At 61.2% G+C, this 22089-nt stretch carries 17 protein-coding genes and 1 pseudogene; 10 read left to right on the plus strand and 8 right to left on the minus strand.

Annotated elements, in window-relative coordinates:
• Positions 1-178 precede the first annotated feature (178 nt).
• The gene (locus tag NK8_RS28865) at positions 179-1465 is read right to left on the minus strand and encodes an aminotransferase class V-fold PLP-dependent enzyme (RefSeq protein ID WP_213233155.1); all 1287 of its coding nucleotides are present in this window, start codon (positions 1463-1465) and stop codon (positions 179-181) included.
• Between the two features lie 48 nt (positions 1466-1513).
• Positions 1514-2839 (minus strand): glutamate/aspartate:proton symporter GltP, encoded by a 1326-nt coding sequence (gene gltP, locus NK8_RS28870; RefSeq protein ID WP_213233156.1) that lies wholly within the window; start codon positions 2837-2839, stop codon positions 1514-1516.
• Between the two features lie 168 nt (positions 2840-3007).
• Here gltP and NK8_RS28875 point away from each other — a divergent pair, with 168 nt between their 5' ends.
• Together NK8_RS28875 and NK8_RS28880 are read left to right on the plus strand one after the other, a co-directional pair.
• A complete protein-coding gene (locus NK8_RS28875) occupies positions 3008-3916 on the plus strand; it encodes a LysR family transcriptional regulator (protein WP_213233157.1) in 909 nt (302 codons plus the stop codon).
• Positions 3917-4222: 306 nt separating this feature from the next.
• The gene (locus tag NK8_RS28880; protein ID WP_213233158.1) at positions 4223-5797 is read left to right on the plus strand and encodes a methyl-accepting chemotaxis protein; all 1575 of its coding nucleotides are present in this window, start codon (positions 4223-4225) and stop codon (positions 5795-5797) included.
• A 296-nt stretch (positions 5798-6093) separates the two neighbouring features.
• Here the strand turns inward: NK8_RS28880 and NK8_RS28885 are convergent, their stop codons facing one another.
• Together NK8_RS28885 and NK8_RS28890 are read right to left on the minus strand one after the other, a co-directional pair.
• The gene (locus tag NK8_RS28885) at positions 6094-6930 is read right to left on the minus strand and encodes a hypothetical protein (protein ID WP_225936505.1); all 837 of its coding nucleotides are present in this window, start codon (positions 6928-6930) and stop codon (positions 6094-6096) included.
• Between the two features lie 62 nt (positions 6931-6992).
• Entirely contained in the window at positions 6993-8096 is a 1104-nt protein-coding gene (locus NK8_RS28890; protein WP_213233159.1) for a peroxiredoxin, read from the minus strand.
• 1076 nt (positions 8097-9172) lie between these two features.
• Here NK8_RS28890 and NK8_RS28895 point away from each other — a divergent pair.
• From NK8_RS28895 to NK8_RS28915, 5 genes are all read left to right on the plus strand, one after another.
• On the plus strand, positions 9173-9655 hold the full coding sequence (locus tag NK8_RS28895) for a hypothetical protein (RefSeq protein ID WP_213233160.1): 483 nt from the start codon (positions 9173-9175) through the stop codon (positions 9653-9655).
• Positions 9656-10089: 434 nt separating this feature from the next.
• Positions 10090-10245: a hypothetical protein gene (locus tag NK8_RS43745; RefSeq protein WP_367657814.1), complete on the plus strand. Its 156-nt coding sequence runs from the start codon at positions 10090-10092 to the stop codon at positions 10243-10245.
• Positions 10246-10258: 13 nt separating this feature from the next.
• Positions 10259-10624, plus strand: a complete 366-nt coding sequence (locus tag NK8_RS43445) for an EAL domain-containing protein (protein WP_213233161.1) — start codon at positions 10259-10261, stop codon at positions 10622-10624.
• 4 nt (positions 10625-10628) lie between these two features.
• Entirely contained in the window at positions 10629-10802 is a 174-nt protein-coding gene (locus tag NK8_RS28910; protein ID WP_213233162.1) for a hypothetical protein, read from the plus strand.
• A gap of 118 nt (positions 10803-10920) precedes the next feature.
• Entirely contained in the window at positions 10921-11658 is a 738-nt protein-coding gene (locus NK8_RS28915) for an OmpW family protein (RefSeq protein ID WP_213233163.1), read from the plus strand.
• 343 nt (positions 11659-12001) lie between these two features.
• Here the strand turns inward: NK8_RS28915 and NK8_RS28920 are convergent, their stop codons facing one another.
• Positions 12002-12913, minus strand: coding sequence for a LysR family transcriptional regulator (locus NK8_RS28920; RefSeq protein ID WP_213233164.1), 912 nt, complete (start codon positions 12911-12913; stop codon positions 12002-12004).
• Between the two features lie 114 nt (positions 12914-13027).
• Between NK8_RS28920 and NK8_RS28925 the strand changes: the two are divergent.
• The 3 genes and pseudogenes from NK8_RS28925 to NK8_RS28935 all read left to right on the plus strand — a co-directional run bounded on the left by NK8_RS28925 (position 13028) and on the right by NK8_RS28935 (position 18894).
• Positions 13028-16425, plus strand: a pseudogene (locus NK8_RS28925) (molybdopterin-dependent oxidoreductase).
• 57 nt (positions 16426-16482) lie between these two features.
• Positions 16483-17931 carry a short-chain fatty acid transporter gene (locus NK8_RS28930; RefSeq protein ID WP_213233165.1) on the plus strand — a complete coding sequence of 483 codons (1449 nt, stop codon included), beginning with the start codon at positions 16483-16485 and terminating at the stop codon, positions 17929-17931.
• 24 nt (positions 17932-17955) lie between these two features.
• Positions 17956-18894: an ornithine cyclodeaminase family protein gene (locus NK8_RS28935; RefSeq protein ID WP_213233166.1), complete on the plus strand. Its 939-nt coding sequence runs from the start codon at positions 17956-17958 to the stop codon at positions 18892-18894.
• Between the two features lie 24 nt (positions 18895-18918).
• Here the strand turns inward: NK8_RS28935 and NK8_RS28940 are convergent, their stop codons facing one another.
• The 3 genes from NK8_RS28940 to NK8_RS28950 form a co-directional block, all read right to left on the minus strand.
• Positions 18919-19770: a carbohydrate ABC transporter permease gene (locus NK8_RS28940; RefSeq protein WP_061178032.1), complete on the minus strand. Its 852-nt coding sequence runs from the start codon at positions 19768-19770 to the stop codon at positions 18919-18921.
• Positions 19771-19779: 9 nt separating this feature from the next.
• Complete coding sequence (locus NK8_RS28945; RefSeq protein WP_225936519.1) at positions 19780-20688, minus strand: carbohydrate ABC transporter permease; 909 nt, start codon at positions 20686-20688, stop codon at positions 19780-19782.
• Positions 20689-20820: 132 nt separating this feature from the next.
• The gene (locus tag NK8_RS28950) at positions 20821-22059 is read right to left on the minus strand and encodes an ABC transporter substrate-binding protein (protein ID WP_225936520.1); all 1239 of its coding nucleotides are present in this window, start codon (positions 22057-22059) and stop codon (positions 20821-20823) included.
• Positions 22060-22089 lie beyond the last annotated feature (30 nt).

Raw genomic sequence — 22089 nt, forward strand, 5'->3', positions numbered from 1 at the left:
TTACCTCGGGCACGCCGCATCCCACATTTTTTCGACTTTGTCGAGAAGTCTGTTCCCGCTTTAAATTTCTATGGCTTGAGCGTGCAAGCGAAGCGGCCAAAGTGCGAGACCTAGATGCTCGCAGCCTCGGCTTTGGGACGCACCGAGCGTTCAGGATACGTCTCGATGCGTCACTCTCTCACTCGCCCCGATTCGCCAGCGCAACCTCCTCGGTCACTGCAAGGAATCTCGCCACGTCGCTCGGTGCGTGACAATGCAATGGAGAGATGCGCACGGCACCATCGAGATTGAACGATTTCAGCATGCGGCCAGAGTAGAGGCTCGTGGCGACGCGCTCATACACGATCACCCCACGCTCTTCGTAGGCACGTACTGCGGCCGTCGGGTCCAAATCGTCGAACCCTATACCCGCGATCAGGTCGCGGCGCGTCAGTTCTTCGTGATCCCAGAACACGCGCACGCCCTCGATGGCTCGCAGGCCGCGCTGCCCCTCGACGCCATCGAGCATCAGTGAGAGCAGCGCGCGCTCGTGCTCCTCGATACGCTGCATGCCCTGCACGAACAGTTCGCGCCGGTCTTCTGCGTCGCTGAATTGTGCGCCGATCCACGCGACGTAATCCACTATCGCGCTCACTACGGCGAACTGCGCGGGCGCGGGACTGCCCAGTTCCCAGACGCCCTTCTCCTTCGCATCGAGCCGATGATGCGGCAACTCCGCAAGTCTTTCCGAAAGCCACGCGACGCCCGCTCCTCTGCAACCAAAAAACTTGTAAGGCGCGAAGTTGATGCCGTCGACAGGCGTCTTCTGCAAGTCAATGACCGCGTGCGGCGCGTGCTGGACCGCATCGATGATGATGAAGAGATCGGGCTTGCGCGCACGTGCTCGCTCGACAATGGTTGCAATATCGAGCTTCGCGCCCGAAATATTCGAGGCATACATCACGCTCAGCAGCGCCGTGTCATCGTCGATCAGCGAGACGATCGCGTCGATATCGACGCCGCCCGTTTCTGCGTTGCTCGGCGCAACGCGCAACACCTTGCCAGTGCGTTCGCAGTACAGCTTCATTGCATCGAAGGACGACGGATGTTCGAGAATCGTCGTCACGGCGTTCGTGCCCGGCACGTTTTCCATCACCGCGCGCACCATCTCGAACATCGCCGCCGATGCCGTCAGCGAGAGATACACACTGCCATCCCGTGCATTGAGGATGCGGCGAATATCTTCCTCGCCGCGCGTCTGAATGTCCTGCAAATAAAGCGCGCGTTCGTGGATGCGCTCGGGACAATCGGGCAACGCATCGATGCGGGCGAAGGCTTCCAATGCAGTCTTCAGCCTGAACGATCCCCCCGCGTTGTCGAAGAAGAGGCGCGCACGCCCGTCGACATCGTGATCGACGTAATGAAAACGGCTCTTGATCTGCTCCATGAGCGACGGCGAAAACAACTGTCCCTGGCTACTGCTCATCTCACTTGCTCCTCGTTCCATGATTTTCATATCCGCGTTCACCGATGCTCACGCGTCCAGCGATGCGACATAAGCCTTGCCCTTCTCCGCGTCGTACTGGCCTTCCCATTTGGCGATGACGAGCGGTGCAAGCGCATTGCCGACCACGTTCAGCGCAGTGCGTCCCATGTCCATGATGCGATCGACGCCCGCGATGAACGCAAGCCCTTCGAGCGGCAGACCCGCGCTCGCGAGCGTCGTCAGCAGGATGACGAACATGAAGCCGGGCACGCCCGCCGCACCCTTCGACGTGACGACCATCGTCAGTACGAGCACGATCTGCTCTTGCAAGCCGAGATGCACGCCATAGAGTTGCGCGACGAACAGCGTGCCGATGCCGAGGTAGATCGAAGCACCGTCGAGATTGAACGTGTAGCCGGTTGGCACCACGAAGGTCGTGATGCTCTTCGGCACGCCGAAGTCCTCCATCTTCTTCATCAGTTGCGGCAGCACCGTGGCCGAACTGCAAGTCGAGAACGCGATGATGAGCTCATCCTTGATGACCCGGAACAGCGTGAAGATGTTGAAACCGAAGAGCCGCGCCGTCACGCCGAGCACGAACACCGCAAACAGGATGATCGCGAGATACGTTACCGCGACGAGCTTGATTAGCGGAAGCAGCGAACCGAAACCGAAGCTCGCGACGGTCACGGCGATCAATGCACACACGCCGAAGGGTGCATAGCGCATGACCATGCCGGTAACCTTGAACATCGCGTCGCTGATGCCCTTGAATGTCGCGAGCACGGGCTTTCGATATTCAGCGGGAACGGACTGCAGACCGAGTCCGAAGAGCACGGAGAAGAAGATCACCGGCAACAGGTCGCCACGTCCCATCGCCATGATGACGTTGTCCGGAATGATGCCGAGCAACAGCGCCATGAAGCCATGATGTCCCTGCGTCTGCTGCGAGGTTTGCTGATAGCGCGAAATATCCGTGTGACCGAGTTGCGACAGATCAGTGCCGAGCCCCGGATGCAGGACGTTGCCGAGCACGAGGCCCAGCACGATGGCGATCGTTGTGACCACTTCGAAGTAGATCAGTGTCTTCAGGCCGATGCGCCCGAGCGAACGACCGTCGCCCACGCCCGCGATGCCCATGACCATGCTGGTGAAGACGATCGGCACCACGACCATTTTGATCAGGCGGATGAAGATGTCGCCTGCAGGCTGAAGAAATGAGTTGATTGCGGTTTCGCGAAACTCCGGAAAACGGTTGAGCACCAGGCCCACGGCAATACCGACGACGAGGCCGATCAGGATTTGCCAGGCGAGCCCGACCCGCGGCTTGCGGTCCGCGCGTTCGGCTTGAGGTGTTTCCAAAACGGATTCCATGCGTCCTCCGGACACTTACCAGTTGATATGAATGAGCCCTTCCTTGCGAGCGAGCCCTGTCGAGCCTCGGCGCGGACTCGTTAGAGGAAAAAGTAACCAGTCAAAAAGAACTAAAAAAGCGATTTTTTTCTATGAGAAACTATCGCTTTAGGTGATTAATTTACGTTCATGCTGACCTTTAAGCAGATGGAAGCGTTGTACTGGATCGTCCAGCTTGGTTCCTTCGAGGCTGCCGCGACACGCTTGAATACGACCCAGTCGGCGGTATCCAAACGCGTGCAGGAACTGGAGCGTGCGTTCGACGTCGCCGTGTTCGACCGCGCGAATCGCAGTGCGCGTCTCACGGAGAAAGGCGCGGAGTTTTTCGAGCACGCGAAAGAATTGCTCGAGCGACGCGATCAGATCGTCGAGCGAATGAGTTCAAAGGAATCGCTGGTGCGGCAGATTCGCATCGGCGTTACCGAACTTACGGCGCTGACGTGGCTGCCGCGTCTCATCGCGGCGATTCAGTCCGAGTATCCGAAGGTCAAGGTCGAAGCAGAAGTCGATCTCTACGCGACTCTGCGAGAACGGCTGGCGGCGGCGACGGTGGACGTCATCATCGTGCCGCAGACGCACGAGGTCGAAGCATTCACGACAACGATCGTCGGCCAGGTCGAGAATGCATGGATGTGCGCGGCGAGCCTCGCGCCGGGCAAGCGCGCCATTCCGCTGGCGGAGATCGCAAAGTTTCCGCTCATTTTGCAGGGCGGGCTGTCGGGAACAGGTTACGTGTACAGCCGGTTTCTGCAGGAACAGGGCGTCGCATTGCAGAAAGTGCTGGCGAGCAACAGCCTGATCGCGCAGGTGGGGCTGGCGCTTTCAGGGCTAGGCGTCAGTTATTTGCCCAAGGCGTGCCTCGCACGCATGGTCGAGCGGCGCGCGCTCGTCGTGGTACCGACGCGGCCCGCGCTGCCGCTGATCAGGTATGTCGCAATGCATCGGGCAGAACGATCGCATTCATTGAGTGCTGCGGTGGCAAGGCTGGCTGCGCAATCGTGCGACTTCTCGTCTAACCTGCTCGACGCGGGCCAGTGATCGTTGCGCTCCGCAGTTTGCCCTACGCCTGCAATCAATAGGCCTCATGTGAGCGCTGTGTGGCGCACACTTAAATCGCATGAAGGACGCTTTGGCCGAAACGAACGCGTCGCACTCGGGACAAAGAGGGTTGTTACAAAATTAGAATCTCAACAAACGTTTGCCGACTCGCGTCCACCTTCCGTTCATCTACAGCCCCTCCTGCAGGCTGCCGTAAGAGAGGCAGCACAGTTTCCGAGCGACCTATGCGTCGCACTATAACGCTGTGCGATCGACTGCAATCCTCGAGACAAGGACGAGAGTGAGATGAACTTCCAGGGAATGCGAGTAAAAACCAGACTCGCGATCGGCTTCGGCGTACTCACGGGCGCATTGCTGGTTGTCGCGGCGCTCTCAATCGAGGCGCTCCACGAATCGAATCAGCGCTTCACGTCGTTTGTCGAAGGCATCAACGCGCGGGCGGAACTCGCCGCGAGCGTGCGCACAGCAGTGGATCGTCGCGCCATTGCTGCACGCAACCTCGTGCTAGTCACGAAGCCGGCTGACCTCGAGATAGAAAAAGCTGCCGTCGTACAGGCGCACGAGGACGTGCAGCGCGATCTGCGCAAGTTCAACGAACTGGTTTCGAGCGCGACGGATGTGCCTCCGGAAGTGCGCGCGCGCGTCGCCGAAATCAATCGCGTCGAGTCGCAATATGGACCCGTCGCGCTCGACATTGTCGATCTCGCACTCAAGGGCAAGCACGCCGAGGCGATCGCACACATGAACGACGAATGCCGGCCTTTGCTCGCCGCGCTCGTCAAGGCAACGCAGGACTACTCTGATATGACGCACGCGCGCGAAGCACAGCTCGTCGCGGAATCGGCGGCACATTACGCGTTCTCGCGCATGCTGCTGCTCGGCGTGTGTGCGTTCGCCGTGTTCGCGGCGATGTTCGCCGGAATTGCCATCACGCGAAGCATTCTGCGCGCGCTCGGCGCGGAGCCCGACACGCTGAGCGAGGTCGCGAAGCGCGTTGCGGAAGGTGACCTCAGACCCGTCGCGGACGCGGGCAATGCGCCCGCCAATAGTGTGCTCGCCTCGATGAGCACCATGCAGAAGAACCTCGTGGAGCTTATCGGCAACGTACGTGCTTCGGCCGACAGCATTGCGACCGGCTCGAGCCAGATCGCGACGGGCAACGTCGACCTGTCGACTCGCACCGAGGAGCAGGCCGCGTCGCTCGAAGAAACTGCGTCGAGCGTGGAGCAACTCACGTCTACGGTGCGGCAGAACGCCGAGCACGCGCAGCATGCCAACACGTTGTCCGCCGACGCGTCGGCGATCGCCCAACAAGGCAACGCCGCGGTGAGCCGCATGATCGAGACGATGTCCGACATCAGCGCGCGCTCCGGGCAGATCGCGGAGATCACCGGCATGATCGAAGGCATCGCGTTCCAGACCAACATTCTCGCATTGAACGCGGCCGTGGAAGCCGCACGCGCAGGCGAGGAAGGACGCGGCTTCGCGGTGGTCGCAGCGGAAGTGCGCAGCCTCGCGCAACGCTCGTCAAGCGCTGCAAAGGAGATCAAAGAGCTGATCAACGCTTCGGTGGGCCGCATCACCGAAGGTTCCAAATTCGCCGGCGACGCCGGAGCGACCATGACTGACGTGCTGCACGCTGTATCGAAGGTGCGCGACATCATGAACGAGATCGCGGCGGCGTCGAACGAGCAGAGTCGCGGCATCGAGCAACTGAGCCAGGCGATCGCGCAGATGGATCAAGTCACGCAGCAAAATGCGGCGCTCGTCGAGGAAGCGGCGGCGGCATCACAATCGCTCGACGATCAGGGGCGCCGCTTGACCGACGCCGTGTCGTTTTTCCGTCTCACGACACACTGATTCACCGAAGAGCCGCGAGAACGGCGCCCGCTGGATATCAAAGCTCTGCGGTGGAAATTGGATGAAATCGTACGGGATCGTGAGTCTCATCCGGTCGGCGCAACTGAACGGGTACGAGCCCTGCGCATGTCCACAGGGCAAGTGACATCGGCGGCCTTTTTGGCTCACAACTGGGTTGGAAGTGTCCATCCAATAGCAGCAAAGCACACATTATTCCGATAGGCATCGGTTGCGGAATCCCCTAGCGGCGCTCCCATACACGCGACGTGGACGAACTTACGAACGTGTAGGAACGCTTAGGGAAAGCACATGTTGAAGTGCGCAGGCCCGCCGTTCAGCACTAGGGCGCCAATTTCGTACGAGCCGGTCGTTGCGCCTTCGTAGAGCATCGTTCCGTTGGCTCCGGTGGCGATAGCGCTATTGCAGTTCTGGAAGAAGGAGGCTTGGCACGGGTAGGGACCAAAGATCTGGTGGCCCACCTTGGCGGCGGTTCCTGAAGTTCCGCTCACGATCGGGCAGGAGCACACGATCTGGTCTTGTCCGAGTCGGCCGAGGCCTGGAAACGATTGACCTCGTGTGCTCGAGAAGCAGACGCCGCCGTCGCACGAGGCAAAGGCGCCGGAGTTTGACGTTGGGGGGCAGAAGTAGAGCGCTTGGTCTCCAGATTGCCCGACGCTCGAGGGGGGCACGCTGAAGGTACTCACCACATAACCGTTGCTGGAGCCCTTACCATTGAAGGTGCAAACGTCCCCGCCGGGGTATGACAATTTGCGGCTGATGCTATTGCCAAACAGCAAATTGCATCGGCAATAGGCGACGTTGTTGTAGACGAAGCACTGGACACCGGTGCATAGCGCGTACTCCTGGTTGCGGCAGATCGAAAGTCCCGTCTGCGCCGAGGCGGCGGCGATTTCGGCATCGGCCCCGCCAGGGGGCGAGGCGGTGGGCGCAGTGGAAGTGGTGCTGCTCGCGGCCCAACTTTTTTTCCACCCGATCGAGGTCAGGAGCGCCCCCAATAGGCCACCGCTTACCAGTTGCAGAGTTTTGCGCCGGCTCGGTCTGCGCGCGACGGCTTTGGTCCATTCATCGAATTGATTTTCCACTGCGTGTGGGTCGGCCGGGCGGGTTTTCATGGCGGCTTCCTGAAATCTGTGGGCATGGAGTTCGGGGTTACTCGCGTAATGACAAAGGACCTTCAGGGTGGCGTTGCAGAGCCGCGCGGGCTGGCCGCTAAGGCCAGAATGGCGTCAGAGCCCTCCGCCACGTCCGATTTCAGTATCCCACGCTCATCGATGAGGTAACCCACTGGCGTAGCGAACGTGGCATAGAGAAGCGAGACCTCCCAGTTTCTCTGCAGCACCACCAGGAACGTCAACCCCAGCTTGGCCACCTTCTGCCGATTGATGTCTGCGTCCTGCCGGCTGACCATGAGCACCTGCAGGTCTTTCCGCTCACGATTCACGCGTTCCAGGTGCGGGGCCAGTAGCTCGCACGGGCCACAACCTGGATCGGTAAAGACAAGCAACACTCGCTTGCCCCGGAAATTCTCAAGGGCCAGTTCATTTCCATCCAGGCTTGGCAAACGGAAATTCGGTGCAGGTGTTCCGGCTTTAAGCCCGCTGCGGTTGAGTCGGCTTTGATCCAAGGGTTTGTTTCCCCGAGCGGACGGCTTGGACTGCCCTTCGTGGCCCGGTTCCGGCGCAGCTTGAGCCGTCGGTGACGTCGCTAATGCCAATAAGGCCGCCGCGCCCATGGCCAACTCACTGGTGAGGATTCCCGTTTCGTCGAGGAGGTAGCCAACCGGCGTGCCGTGGGCCTGGTACTGTGCGGCGACTTCCAGATCCCTCTGCAGCAGCACCGTGCAGTCGATGCCGTGCTTTTGGAAAAGCTGACGATTTGCTTCGGGTTCCCCCGTGCTTATCACCAGCGGCACCAGCTTGCCATCTTGGCCCTCAGATGCGAAAGCCGCCAGCTCCGGCACCATGCTCGTGCAGAAACTACAGACGGGGTTGAAGAAGATCAGCAGGACAGGATGGCCTCGAAACTCTGAGAGCCGGTGACGAGCCCCCGAAAGGTCAGGCAATTCGAAGTCAGGGGCCATAGAGCCTAAAGGGAGGCCCCTTAGGGCAGTCGATGCTTGACCGGGCGGCTCAGCTAGTCCGCCCGCAAATCCTTTCTCGAGCGCCTCTAAGCTCAGCAAGATTCGCCCGTGTTGACGCACCAGTTGATAGCCGAACCAGCAGCCAAAGACAATCAGTAACCAGGGCAAGGCTAAAGCGAAGACCAAGAGTGTCGTCATGGAAAACTCATGCGCGGCTTCGACCGGTAGCTTCGGCCAGAGTAACAGGTGCAAATGGATGGTAATAGTCCCAGGAAGCGAGGTCTGTCAAGCCTTTGCGCTCGCCGTTCAGGCCTGGCTCGAAACCATCTAACTTTTCGAGCGTTTAAAGCCAGCCGCGGTCCGTTCGATCGTTACATTCGACGAAAGGATGCGGTGCGCAAATTGCCTATGGGCTCGCCGGATTTGAACGGCCAGAGTGTCGTTCAGTTTTTGCCGGACGGGTTGAGCGTGCGCGGCCATGGATGAACCGACGTCCGACATTTCGGGCTGTTCATTGAGCTCGATTGCGTGAGGAACCACGCCCTATCCCTTGAGGTAATGGAGCATCGAAGGGTGACGGGGGATTGCGGTCGAATCGGTTCAAAGCGCCGCAGCGGTCAAGATCACCGATGCAAGTTCCCACTCACCAGGAGCGCCACCGTCGACACCGATATACGGCCGACGGTCAAAGGCGCCTCATCGTCGTTCGAGCTCGGCACGACTGATTAGCGCGGTTAAGTGTCAGGTGGGTTTCGACTTGAACCGGCCATTCGAGTGGCCCGCCCTACAACTCAGGCGAGCGGCAGAAACTGGCCTAGAGGAGCAACGTCGCAAACGCGACAGCCGCCGCAGCGGCAAACAGCCTGTCCCATGGCCGCGACCCCAGTGTGTCACGACCGTTCGTACCGATTGGTACAACCGCCGCGGCGTGGAGCTTGCGCCGTGACGCTGAGCCAGAACGAAAAAGACCGCCTGCTCTTAGCAGGTAGCGGCCATGCGGCCGATTCATAGCAGGGTATCCATTCGCGCCAACCGTGCGAGCGGATCAGGGAAGATCTTGAGCGGCGAAAATGATCAAGACGCTGACAGCGATGCAGAGCACGCGCTTTGCGGGGAATCTGTCCTGCTGCCATCGTGACATGATCGAGACACACGCGAGGCCGAAAGTTTGCGACACAGAGAGTGACACGAGCAATATACTCGGCCGTCACCTTGCGAAGCCTTCGTGATGCACATAACATTTCCACCCAAGATCGGGACTGGGAGTTCCACAGATGCCTTCGTTCCACATACTTAACTGGCCCGTGTTTTGGTGGGGCTACGATGGAACTCTGGCCGTTTCCACATTGGCGCTTTTGTTTCTCCTGCAGTTTCCTATCCATAGGACGAGAAAGTCTGCTGATCTGAAGAAAGCGATCGGTATTTGCAATCAACTGATCGTCCTGAGCGAAGAAGTCTTCGAAGCCCTGTTGCGCGACACGAATGTCTGTCGCTTCCAAGACTTCATACGACTTGATGAATGGGACAATCTTTGTAGTGCTCTCGCCGAATTGTCCATTTGGCAAAGGCAACAAGGCCGATTCGCTGATCAAAGGGTTGAGTTATGCAGCGCTGCGACTCGCGGTCGAGATCTGGCTAAGGTTCTAGTTCAGGTTCGTGGACTCTCTGCCCCATGGGCGGCCGAAGTTGCGCAAGAGTTCAAGACGTGCGCAATGAAGATTGAGGCCGCACGCCAGAGCCTCATCAAACACGTCTAGCGGAGCCTTGCCGCTTCCAGCGTTATTCAACGTTGTAGGGAGATAGGGAGCCCGCTCAGGCTTTGGCTCCGTCACCTTGGCTAGGAGTGCGCGCGCGGCTCAGGTGGCTGCCTGTGGGTTGAGGAGTCAAACGTTGGCTGCCTAGCTTTCTCTGGAACAGTTGGATCGCGCTTACGCAAGCGACATGTCATGATGCGGCCGCGTCAAGGACGCGCTGGCAAACAATCGCTTCTGCCTCTACGCTCAGGAGATTCGCGCAGTTCAGCGCCCGGACGGTATCGACGAATCCGCGCAGCATCCGCGTCACGTCGAAGTGCTCCTGCGCATGGTCGGCGAAGGCGGCAGGATCGTATCACCCCCCTATTTCTTGCCCGCCGCCGAGCGTTCAATACGCGATCAATCTGTCGAGCGCCTCGATCGGCGACGAGCGCTTTCTGCAATTTCTGACCGAACAGTTCGAAGTCAGCAGCATCGCTCCCGAATCCATCTGCTTCGAAGTGACCGAAACCACCGCGATCGCCAATCTCGCGGCCGCCGCGCGTTTTATTCGCGAGCTGAAGAAGCGCGGCTGCCAAGTTCTCGCTCGATAACTTCCGCGCCGGCATGTCCTCACTCGGCTATCTGAAACATCTACCGGTCGAATACATCAAGATCGACGGCGGATTCATCAAGGACATGCTCAAAGATGCCGTTAGCAAGGACATGGTGGCAGCGATCAACGACATCGGCCATTCGATGGGGCGTCCGACCATCGCGGAGTACGTCGAGAACGAAGCGATGCTGCGCGCACTGACCACGATCGGCGTGGATTTCGTTCAGGGATTCCATGTGGGCCGACCGGCCCTTTGGGCGCAGAACGTTGAATTTCTTGCAATGACGCAGGAGGAGATGTTGGATCCCACTTTTCAGCGGGTTCGCGACCTAAAGGACATCGCCGACTACCCGGCCTGGCTCTCGATTTCGCCGTAAGGCCATGCGCTGGCTCAGTCTGCACGCGCACTACGACGACGCGCATCCGTGGGAGGCGCCCGAGACCGTCGCAAGGTTGCTCGGCAACGCGCCAGGCGTCGACGAGGTGCACGCGGTGAAGCGCAGCATCGAAATGAGCTACGCGTATTTAAAGGTGAGTCTCGACTGCTGTCTGTAGAGACCGTCGGTTCACCTGCTTTCTTATGTCGTGCGTTCGTCGCCTCGGGCCGTGTGGCTGAGACGATGTGAATGCGCTCGCCTGCCACCGATTGAAATCTGAAACGAGAAGAGAAGAAATGAAGCTGAAACACTTTGCATGCGCGGCCCTCGCAACGACGAGCATGGCAGGCGTGACGAGCGCACATGCGCAGTCGGCAGGCGATATCCAGGTCAGTGCCGGATGGATGCATTTCGCACCGCAGGATTCGAGTGGTCCGTTCAACGTCACCGCACTTGGCCAAACGGTCACGAAACAAGGCGCAAGCGCGTCCGTGGGTGATGCGGACACCTTCGGACTGACGCTCCAGTATTTCGTCACGGATCACATCGCCGTCGAAGCGGTGACGGGCGTGCCGCCGAAGTTTCATCTCACCGGCGAAGGCACGCTCGGGCCATTGGGCGAACTGGGTACGGCCCGTGAATGGAGCCCGACGCTGCTGCTCAAGTACTACTTCCTCGGTGCCCAGAGCAAGTTCCGCCCCTATGTCGGTGCGGGTGGCTCATACGTGTGGTTCTCAGACGTCAAGCTGAGTCAGCAGATGGCTAACGGCGCGTTCCTTTATTCGCCGCAGACCGGCACCGCATTGACGGGCCCCACTAGCGTGCATATCAGCAATTCGTTTGCGCCGGTCGTGAACGCCGGACTTTCCTATAACTTCACCAAACACTGGTCGGCGGCGTTCTCCGTGTCGTACATGTGGCTGTCCGCACGCGCGACGCTCACGACGAACTCCGCCGTCGGGCAGATCAGGAGTGAATCCAAGCTCAAGCTGAATCCGATTGTGACCTTCCTGTCGGTCGGCTATACGTTCTGAACCGGCAGGCTACCGCATTAAACGAAGCGCGCTCCGCGCCACGCGGAGCTATCTCGCCCGGCCGGAGCGACCCTGACGCGCTCAAATGCGTGTCCGACCGAAACGACGTTGGGTGATTACCGCGTTCGACGCTGCATCGGTCTTTGTACCGAGAGTCTCGCGACGCTTCCTGCGGCCTTTCCATCGGATGGAGGCCGTCAAGGCTCCGCGACACACTGGCATGCCGGCGAATGGCCAATTGCCTCTTCGTCGGTTCGCTCCGCGCGGTCAACGTGCAGCTCCGAGAGTGTAACTGCGGCAAAACGCCCGATACAAACGTCCGTTTCCCGGACGAAGCGGCCGATCACAATGTGCTGTGCTTCCACGACCTGAACAGATCCAGTAGCGTCCTCACCTGGCGGCCCAAGGTCACCTTCCGGTGCCACACCGCGCCCACGTCCATTGTCGGCACCGCCACGCTCAGGTCCCTGCGGCTGATGCGATTACCTTCCAGCGACCACGGCCGATAGACGAGATCAGAAAGTATGGTCACGCCCTCGCCCAACGCGACGAGACTGCGCACCGCCTCGATCGACGTACTCTGCATGCGCACGCGCGGTGCGACGCCGTACTTCCCCCAGTAACGCGCGACCGTCTGCACGTGCTCGTCCATGTCGAGTAGAAGATAGTTTTCCTGCGCAACGTCCTCGAGCGTCACGCGCGGCGTTTCGAGTAACGGATGATCGGGCGGCGTCCACAACCGGCGCGGGGAGCGGATCATGGTTTCGCACTTCAGGTCGTCGTGCAGCGCGGTGTTGGAGACGAGCAGCAGCGCCATGTCCAGTTCGCCGTCGAGCAACTTGCGTTCGATGGTTTCGCGCTCACGCTCGATGACCTCCACCTGCAGATTGCGGAAACGGCGCGTGACGGTCGACATCAACGACGGCAATAGATAGGCGGATATCGTTTCCGTCATGCCGATACGTACCCGCCCCGAGATCTGCTCCGGCACTTCCTGCGCCGCGAGCACCGCCTCCTGCACCGACTGTCGCGCCTGCTGCACGTGCCGCATGAAGCGCACACCCGCATCGGTGAGCCGCACGCCTTTGGCATGCCGGGACAGAAGCGGCACGCCCACTGCGTCCTCGAGGTTTTGCAGCGCGATGGTCATCGACGACTGCGAAACATTGCACAGATTCGACGAACGCAAAATCTGCCCGGTATCGGCGACGGATAAAAAGTACTCGATCTGACGCAGGGTGATCTGGCGCGGCATATGAAAACGCCCAAAATGTAAGGTATTGAAAAACTCTATATTGCCGGATCAAAAATATGAATTTGGCATCGTTTCCGGTTTCGTAGCATAGCCGTATGAAACCCGGAGACGGAGATGGAAGTACAGGAAAAAAAGGGCTACTGCACACTTTGCCGTTCGCGTTGCGGGACTATCAACACCGTGCGCGGCGACCAGTTGACGGAAGTGCGCCCCGACCGCGAACATCCCACGGGCCACGCAATGTGCCTGAAAGGCAAGTCCGCGCCGGAACTCGTGCACAGCCCGCACCGCGTGCTTCATCCCATGCGCCGCACCGCGCCGAAGGGCGCCGACGATCCGGGCTGGGTGCGCATCGGCTGGGACGAGGCGCTCGACGAAATCGCCGCGAAGCTCGATACCCTGCGCCGTGAGCACGGCGCCGAATCGGTCGCATTTGGCGTGACGACGCCGAGCGGCACGCCGATGAGCGACAGCATCGACTGGGTCGAACGCTTCATCTGGTCCTACGGCAGCCCCAACATCTGCTACGCGACGGAAATCTGCAACTGGCACAAGGACGTGGCCCATGCGTTCACGTTCGGCTGCGGTATTCCGGTTGCCGACTACCGCCACGCCGAAGTCATTCTCCTGTGGGGCACGAACCCCGCCAACACGTGGCTCGCGCAGGCCGATGCCATTGCAGCCGGCCGCCGCAACGGCGCGAAACTGATCGTCGCCGATCCACGTCCGACGGCCCTCGCGCGCGAAGCCGACGTCTGGCTGCGCGTGCGTCCCGGCACCGACGCAGCGCTCGCGATGGGCATTGCGCGACGCATCATCGAAACGCGCAACTATGACGATACGTTCGTGCGCACCTGGACCAATGCGCCTCTGCTGGTGCGGCGCGACAACGGGCGCTTTCTGCGCGAGCGCGATATTGATCCGCAGGCACCGGCTAATCGCTACGTCGTATGGAACGCGACGCGCGGCCGTGCGGAAGCGCTCGGCCAAGAGGCGCACACGACGCCCGACGACCTGGCGCTCGAAGGCCTGTACACCGTCGGGGCAGTGGAATGCGAACCGGCGTTCGCGTGCTACCGGCGCGCGCTCGATGACTTCACACCCGAGCGCGTCGAAGCCATTACCGGCGTCGAGCCCGATGCGCTCGAACGCGCGGCCGCCCTGCTTGCGCCGGGTGCGCGCATCGCGTATCACGCGTGGTCGGGCGTCGGCCAGCATACCAATGCGACGCAGACCGAACGCGCCATCGCCACGCTCTACGCGCTCACGGGCGCCTTCGACACGCGCGGCTCTAATCGCGAGTACGTCAAGCAACCGGCCAATGCCGTGAGCACGTACGCTCTCTGTGCGCCGCAGCAACGTGCCAAGGCGCTCGGCCTCGACGAACGTCCGCTCGGGCCGCCCGCGCAAGGCTGGATCACCGCGCGCGATATGTATCGCGCGATGCTCGAAGGCGAACCGTACAAGGTGCGTGCGTTATTCGCATTTGGCACCAATCCGCTGGTCTCCCAGCCCGATGCCGAATCCGCGCACGCCGCACTGAGCCAGCTTGAATTTCATGTGCATTGCGATTTATACGAAACGCCGTCGTCGCGTTATGCGGACATCTTTCTGCCGGTCAATACGCCGTGGGAACGCGAGGGCTTGCGCATCGGCTTCGAGATCGACGAGCGCGCGGTGGAACTCGTGCAGTTGCGTCAGCGCATGGTGAGCCCACGTGGCGAAAGCCGCGCCGATTATGACATCGTGTTCGCGCTCGCGACGCGTCTGGACATGCACGACGCGTTCTTCGGCGGCAGCATCGAGGCGGGATGGAATCATATGCTCGCGCCGCTCGGCCTCGATGTGGCGACATTGCGGGCGCATCCCGAAGGCATTTCGCGCCCGCTCGAACAACGCGAGCGGCAATACGCGCTACCGGTGCACGACGGTCCGCGCGGCTTTCGCACGGAGACGCTGCGCGTCGAGCTGTATTCGGAAAAGCTCTTGCGGCATGGCTATCCGCCGGTGCCGGTGTTTGTACCGCCTGCGGGGATCGAACAGGAAGCGCGCGATCCGGCCTATCCCTACGTGCTCACTTCGACGAAGAACGGCTACTACTGTCACAGCCAGCATCGCGGCGTTACGCGACTGCGCAAGCGCGCGCCGTGTCCGCTGGTCGAAATGAGTGCGGCGCTCGCGGCGAAGAAAGGCTTCGAGAACGGCGACTGGGTGATCCTGCGCACCGCGCGCGGCTCGCGCGTTTCGTCGCGCGAATAGAAGAGGCGCTCGCCGACGACGTGCTCATCGCCGAATACGGCTGGTGGCAGGCATGCGACGAACTCGGCATGCAAGGTTTCGACGCGCGCGGCAAGCTCAACAGCAACTTCAGCAATCTGGTGTCGGGGACGCAATGCGATCCGCTCTCCGGCTCCATGCCGATGCGCGCGCTCGCCTGCGATCTGCAGCCCGATCCGTCGTTCGAACGCGAGCGGCGCGCGTGGAAAGGCTGGCGCGATTTCGTCGTGACGAATCTCGTCGACGAAGCCGAGGGTGTACGCACGGTCACCTTCGCCGCGAAAGACAGTGGCCCGCTGCCCGACTACCTGCCAGGACAACATGTGACGGTCCATGTCTCGACCCTCGGCGAACGCGGCGCCACGCGCGCGTATTCGCTGGTCGGCCATGCGAAGGAACCCGGCCGCCGCACCTACACGATCTCCGTGCGCCATCAGCCGGAAGGTGCGATGTCGAGTCATATTCATCGCGAACTCGCCGTGGGCGACGAAGTGGCCTTGCGCGCGCCGGGCGGCACCTTCGTGCTGCCGATGCGCTCACGCCAGCCCGTGGTGATGTTCGCGGGCGGCATTGGAATCACGCCGTTCATTTCGTACCTGGAATCGCTCGCGCGCGAGACCGCGACGCAGCAGCGTCCCGAAGCGTGGCTTTTCTATGCGAACCGTCACGGCGCAGCGCATGCGTACAAGCAGCGCATCCAGGCGTTGCATAAAGAATGGCCTGCATTGCGCGTGTTTGACTGCTACGCGCATCCGCGCGCGAAACTCGATGTGTTCGGCGTCGACTACGACCGCGCCGGTTATCTCGACGCGTCAGTGATCGGCGACGATCTGATCCGGCGCCGCGCGCGCTTCTACCTGTGCGGCCCCGAGCCGATGATGACGTCGATCATCGACGGACTCGTCGCGCGAGGCGTACCTGGGTTCGACATCTTCAAGGAAGCGTTCCGCTCGCCTTCGCAGCCGCGCGCCGATGCATCACAGGCTTTCTCGGTGACCTTCTCGCGCTCCGGAAAAACGGCGCGCTGGACGCCGGTGCAAGGCAGCCTGCTCGCATTCGCCGAGAGCATCGGCGTGTCGCTGCCGAGTGGTTGCCGCGTCGGCCAGTGCGAAAGCTGCGCGGTGCGCCTCGCAAAAGGCACCACCGATCATCTCTCGGGCAATGCACCCGAAGAACCCGACATGTGCTTCGCGTGCCAGGCGATTCCGCTGTCGGATCTCGTCGTCGAAGCCTAACGACTCACGACTCCCCTACCCACACACTCGCAAGCGCGCTTGACAGGAGACATCAGCATGGAACAGGTCACACAGGCAAAGCCGCTACCGCCGGCATCGGACGATGGCAACACAATGGAGCGCATGGCTGCGCGCGTAACGCGCTGGGCCGAACGGTGGTTTCCCGATGCGTACATTTTCGCGGCGATCGCAGTCATCGTCGTGGCGCTGGGTGCGCTGGCGATCGGCGCGCCGGTGCAGCGCGTGAGCATCGCATTCGGCGACGGCTTCTGGAGCCTCATTCCCTTCACGATGCAAATGGCCATCGTGGCGATCTCGGGCTACGTCGTCGCCGTCTCGCCGCCCGCGTCGAAGGCGATTGCGTGGCTCGCGCGCCTGCCGAAGAGCGCACGCAGCGCGGTGATGTTCGTCGCATTCGTGAGCATCGGCCTGTCGCTGTTCAACTGGGCGATCAGCCTCGTTTTCAGCGGCCTGCTGGTGCGCGCGCTGGCCCGCCGCGCTGATCTGCGGATGGACTATCGCGCTGCGGGAGCCGCGGCCTATCTCGGCATGGGCGCGACGTGGGCGCTGGGCCTGAGTTCGTCGGCTGCGCAGTTGCAGGCCAACGCCGACAGCCTGCCGAAAGCGCTGCTCGCGATCACCGGTGTGATTCCGTTTTCGGAAACCATCTTCCTGCCGCAATCGATGCTGATCGTCGCCGCGCTCACCGTCGTGTCGGTCGCCATCGCGGGCCTGTCCGCACCGGTCGGCGATCGTGCACGCACGGCGCAGGACCTGGGCGTGCCGCTCGACGACGTCGACATGAACCTGGCGAAACCCGCACGCCCCGGCGAGTGGCTCGAATACAGCCCGCTCGTGACGATCCTGCTCGTGCTGCTCGGCAGCGTGTGGATCGGCCATGAGTTCACGACGAAGAACCCGCTGCTCGCGATCTCGAACCTCAACACGTACAACTTCGTCTTCATCCTGCTCGGCATGCTGCTGAACTGGCGCCCGCGCCGCTTCCTGAATGCGGTTGCGAAATCCGTACCGTCGACGGCGGGCGTGCTGATCCAGTTTCCGCTCTACGGTGGCATCGCTTTCATCCTCACCAAAGCGGCGGCGCCCGGCGGCCTGCCCTTGTCGGACCATCTCGCGCACTTCTTCGTCGCGATCTCATCGCAGGGCTCGTTTCCCGCAGTGATGGGCGTGTACTCCGCGATCCTCGGCTTCTTCGTGCCGTCGGGCGGCGGCAAATGGATCATCGAAGCGCCTTACGTGATCGAAGCGGCCAAGTCCCTGCAGGTGCATCTCGGCTGGGCCGTGCAGATCTACAACGCGGCCGAAGCGCTGCCCAACCTGATCAATCCCTTCTGGATGCTGCCGCTGCTCGGCGTGCTTGGACTGCGCGCGAAAGATGTGGTCGGCTTCACGTTCACGCAGCTCATCGTGCATATCCCGCTCGTGGTGTTCATGCTGTGGACGCTCGCGCCGACGCTGACCTACCACGCACCCGTCATGCCCTAAAAACACCACAAGGAAAGTCTTCCAATGAAGATTCTGGATTCGACCGTTACGCGTGACGCGCTGCCCTTCCCCGAACTGATCAAAGCCTTACACGAGGCGTTCATCGAGGGGGCTCACGTGCCGCTTCGTCACAACCACAAGATCGAGACGGAAAGCGACCAGGGCACCGTGCTCATCATGCCCGCGTGGCAGGAGGGGCGTTATCTCGGCATCAAAACCGTCAACGTGTTTCCCGGCAACGTGGCGCTCAGCCTGCCGGGCCTGCATTCGACCTATGTGCTCTACGACGCCCGCACCGGCGCGCCGCTCGCGCAGCTCGACGGCAACGAGATCACATCGCGCCGCACGGCGGCGGCGTCTGCTCTTGCGGCAAGCTATCTCGCGCGCAAGGACGCCACGCGCATGACGCTGCTCGGCGCGGGCCGCGTGGGCAGTCTCGTGCCGCAGGCGTATCGCGCCGTGCTGCCGATTCGCGAAGTCGACGTATGGGACGCGGTTCCCGCGGCATCGGAACGTCTCGTCGCGCGTCTGAACGAACTCGGCTTCCATGCGCGCGTCGCCGGCAATCTGCCGGAAAGCGTGGCGCGCGCCGATGTCGTGACCTGCGCGACGCTCGCCACCGAACCGGTCGTGCGCGGCGAATGGCTCGCGCCGGGCTCTCATCTCGACCTGATCGGCAGCTTCACGCCCGCGATGCGCGAAGCCGACGACGCGTGCTTCATGAACGCCACGACGTTCGTCGATACGTCGGAAGCGTTCCAGAAGTCCGGCGACCTGCTGGGTCCACTGCAGCGCAGAATCATCACCGATCCGCAGCGTTGGCCGACGCTGGAAACGCTGTGCCGCCAGCAAGCGTCCGGCCGCGCCAACGACACGGAACGCACGGTCTTCAAGGCAGTAGGAACGGCGCTCGAAGACCTGGCGGCAGCGGTGCTCGTCTATGAGCGGTGCGGGCGCGCGTAGCGAACCCTGACGGGCACTCATACCCTAGCCCTTGGTCGCACCAAACGTCAGACCCGCGACGAAATGCTTTTGCATCGCGAAGAACATCGCAACCGATGGCAGCGCGGCGAGAATGGAACCCGCGGAAACGAGATTCCACGCCGTCGTCCACTGCCCCTTCAACGCGGCGACACCGACTGTGATCGGCGCCGCATCGTCGCCTTGCGTCAGACAAAGCGCCCAGAAATAGTCGTTCCAGACGAAGGTGAAGACCAGAATCGTCAAGGCGGCCAGCGCCGGACGAATCAGCGGCAGCACGATTCGCACGAACACCGTCCATTCGCCCGCGCCCTCGATGCGCGCCGCCTCGATCAGTTCGAACGGCAGCTGCTTGATGAAATTGCGTAGGAACAGTGTGCAAAAACCGGTCTGAAACGACAGGTGAAACAGAATCAGGGCGCCGACGGTGTTGAACAAGCCCAGACTCAGTGACAGGTCTCGCACCGGAATCATCAGGATCTGAATCGGCACGAAATTGCCCGCCACGAAGGTCGCAAACAAACCCGTGTTGCCCGGAAAGCGATAGATCGCCAGCGCGAAGCCCGCCATCGCGGCGAGCGCGATCGCCCCCAGCACGGCCGGCACCGTAATCAGCACGCTGTTCATGAAGTAATGCAACATCGGCGACGCGGTCAGCGCCTCGCGATAGTTGGCCACGAGCGCGATATGCTGCGGCCAGCCCCAGTAATTGCCGAGGCTCAACTCTTCGCTCGAACGCACGGACGTGACCAGCACCGCGATCATCGGCAAGAGCCAGATCAGCAGCGCGACGGGCAGCGACAGTTTGTACAGGCGCCGGCTGACGGGCTTCCACTTCTGTACGGGAATCGGATACATGCGAGCCCCTTAGAGTTCGTTGCGCAGCATGCGGCGCAGGTGATAGACGATGTACATCAGCATGATCGCGAACAGCACCACGGCGATTGCGGCCGAATAGCCGATGCGGTAATACTTGATCGCCTGGTCGTACATGTAATAAGCGAGCACCGTCGAGCTCTCGAACGGACCGCCGCCGGTCATGACGGAAATCAGGTCGAAGCTGCGCAGCGCACCGATCACGGTCACGACGATCGCCATGAAGGTCACCGGGCGCAATTGCGGCAGCACCACATGCCAGAGCATCGTCCAGCCCTTCGCGCCTTCCATGCGAGCGGCTTCGAGTTGCTCGCTGTTGAGCGCGGTGAGACCCGTGAGATACAGAATCATGCAGTACGCGGTTTGCGGCCACAGCGCCGCGAACACGATGCCGAAGGTCGCGTAATGTGCATCGCCGAGCACGGGCACTCCATGACCAAGTATCACGGCGAGCAGGCCGAAGGTCGGATCGTAGAACCACGAGAAGATCAGCCCGACGACTACGCCCGACAGCACGAACGGCGCAAAAAACAGCGACTTCACGATGCGAATGCCCGCGACAGCCTGATTCAGATACAACGCAACCGCCAACCCCATCGGCGGCGCGAGCAGAAACAGCACGAGCCAGATGAGGTTGTTCTTCAGCGCGGTATAGAAGGTCGGCGCATGGAACAGTTCGATGTAGTTTTCGAACCCGACGAAGGTCTTCTCCGTCATGCCGTCCCAAGCATGGAAGCTGAGCCAGATGGACGACAGAATCGGCCAGATGACATAGATGCCGACCATGACGCAAGCCGGCGCAAGAAACAAAAACGCTGCCTTGCGCTGTCTTCGCGCCGTCGGTGACGGTCCGCGTCGTTTAGTGGACGCGCGCGGCGAATGAGGCATATGCGGAGGCATATGCGGCGGCACATGCGGCTTGTGCGGCGAATCGCCTAAGTCCTGACGTGTGACGGAATGCGGCACGACGTGTCTCCTGAGCGTTGCGATGGCGCGCGACACATGCATGTCGCGCGCTCATTTCCCACGTCTCTACTTCTTGTAGATGCGTTTGCGCGTCTGTTCGAGCTGCGCGAGGATGCTGTCGAGCTGCGAGGGGTCGGACACGAACTGCTGCATGCCCTTCATCCCTTCGTCGGCCATTTCCTTGGTCATGTCGCGATCGTAGAACTGCGCGATACCGCCTTTGGTATTGGACAGAATCTGGAAACCGATTTTCGAAATGGGATCTTCCGGTTCCGGCGACTTGCTGTTCGCGGACAACGAGCCCAAACCCTGCGCGAGCTTCGCCCCCATCTCGGGCGATTCGACGAAAGCGAGAAACGCATGCGCGTCGGCCTTGTTCTTGGCGCGTGCCGGAATGTGCAGCGATTCGACCGGGCCGTCTTCTGCCGTCGGCACCTTGGAGTCGATGATCGGGAACTGGAAATAGCCCATGTTCGGCTTCACGTTCGCCGGAAAGCCGCCGGTGATGAAAGTGCCCATCAGCATCATTGCGGCCTTGCCCTGGAACAGGAACGGCTGCGCGGCATCGAGGTCATAGGAGAGCGAGTTGTCGATGAAATCGTGATCGTCGAGCAACTGTTTCCACGCCGTATAAACCTTCTTCACGCGCGGATCGGTGTAGGGCACGTTGCCTGCCATTAATTGCTGATGGAACGCATTGCCGTTCAAGCGCAGGTCGAGATAATCGAACCAGCCGGCCAGCGTCCAGGCATCGCGCCCGCCGACGGCGAACGGTGTGATACCCGCGGCCTTCAGCTTCTTGCACGCGTCCATCAACTGGTCCCAGGTTTTCGGCTCCTCCGTGATGCCGACTTTCTGGAACAGATCCTTCCGATAGAAAAGGCCCCACGAGTAGTACACGGTCGGGGCGGCGAACTGCTTTCCGTTGTATGTCGACGATTCCTTGGTCGATGCATACATGCTGTCCCAGCTGTTCTTCTTCCAGTCACCGCTCAGGTCTTCGAACAGGCCGCGCTTCGCGTAATACGCCATGCGCTCGCCGTTGTGCCAGTTCACCACATCGGGGGCAACGGTCGACAGCCAGCCCGGCAATTGCACCTTGTAGGCTTCTTCATCGACGAACGAGACTTTCACATCGACATCTGGATGCGCTTTTTTGAACGCATCGACGACTTCCTGCCACACCGCGCGCTGGCTCGCGCCCTTGAACGCGATATTGATGGTCATGGTCGCAGCCTGAGCGGCGGTCGTCGCGAACGACGTCACGCCTAGCGTCAGGGCGAGCGTTGTGGCGGCGATGCTCATGCGTGTTTTTAGGCTTCTTGCTGACATTCT

Source organism: Caballeronia sp. NK8 (assembly GCF_018408855.1).
Taxonomy (GTDB): Bacteria; Pseudomonadota; Gammaproteobacteria; order Burkholderiales; family Burkholderiaceae; genus Caballeronia.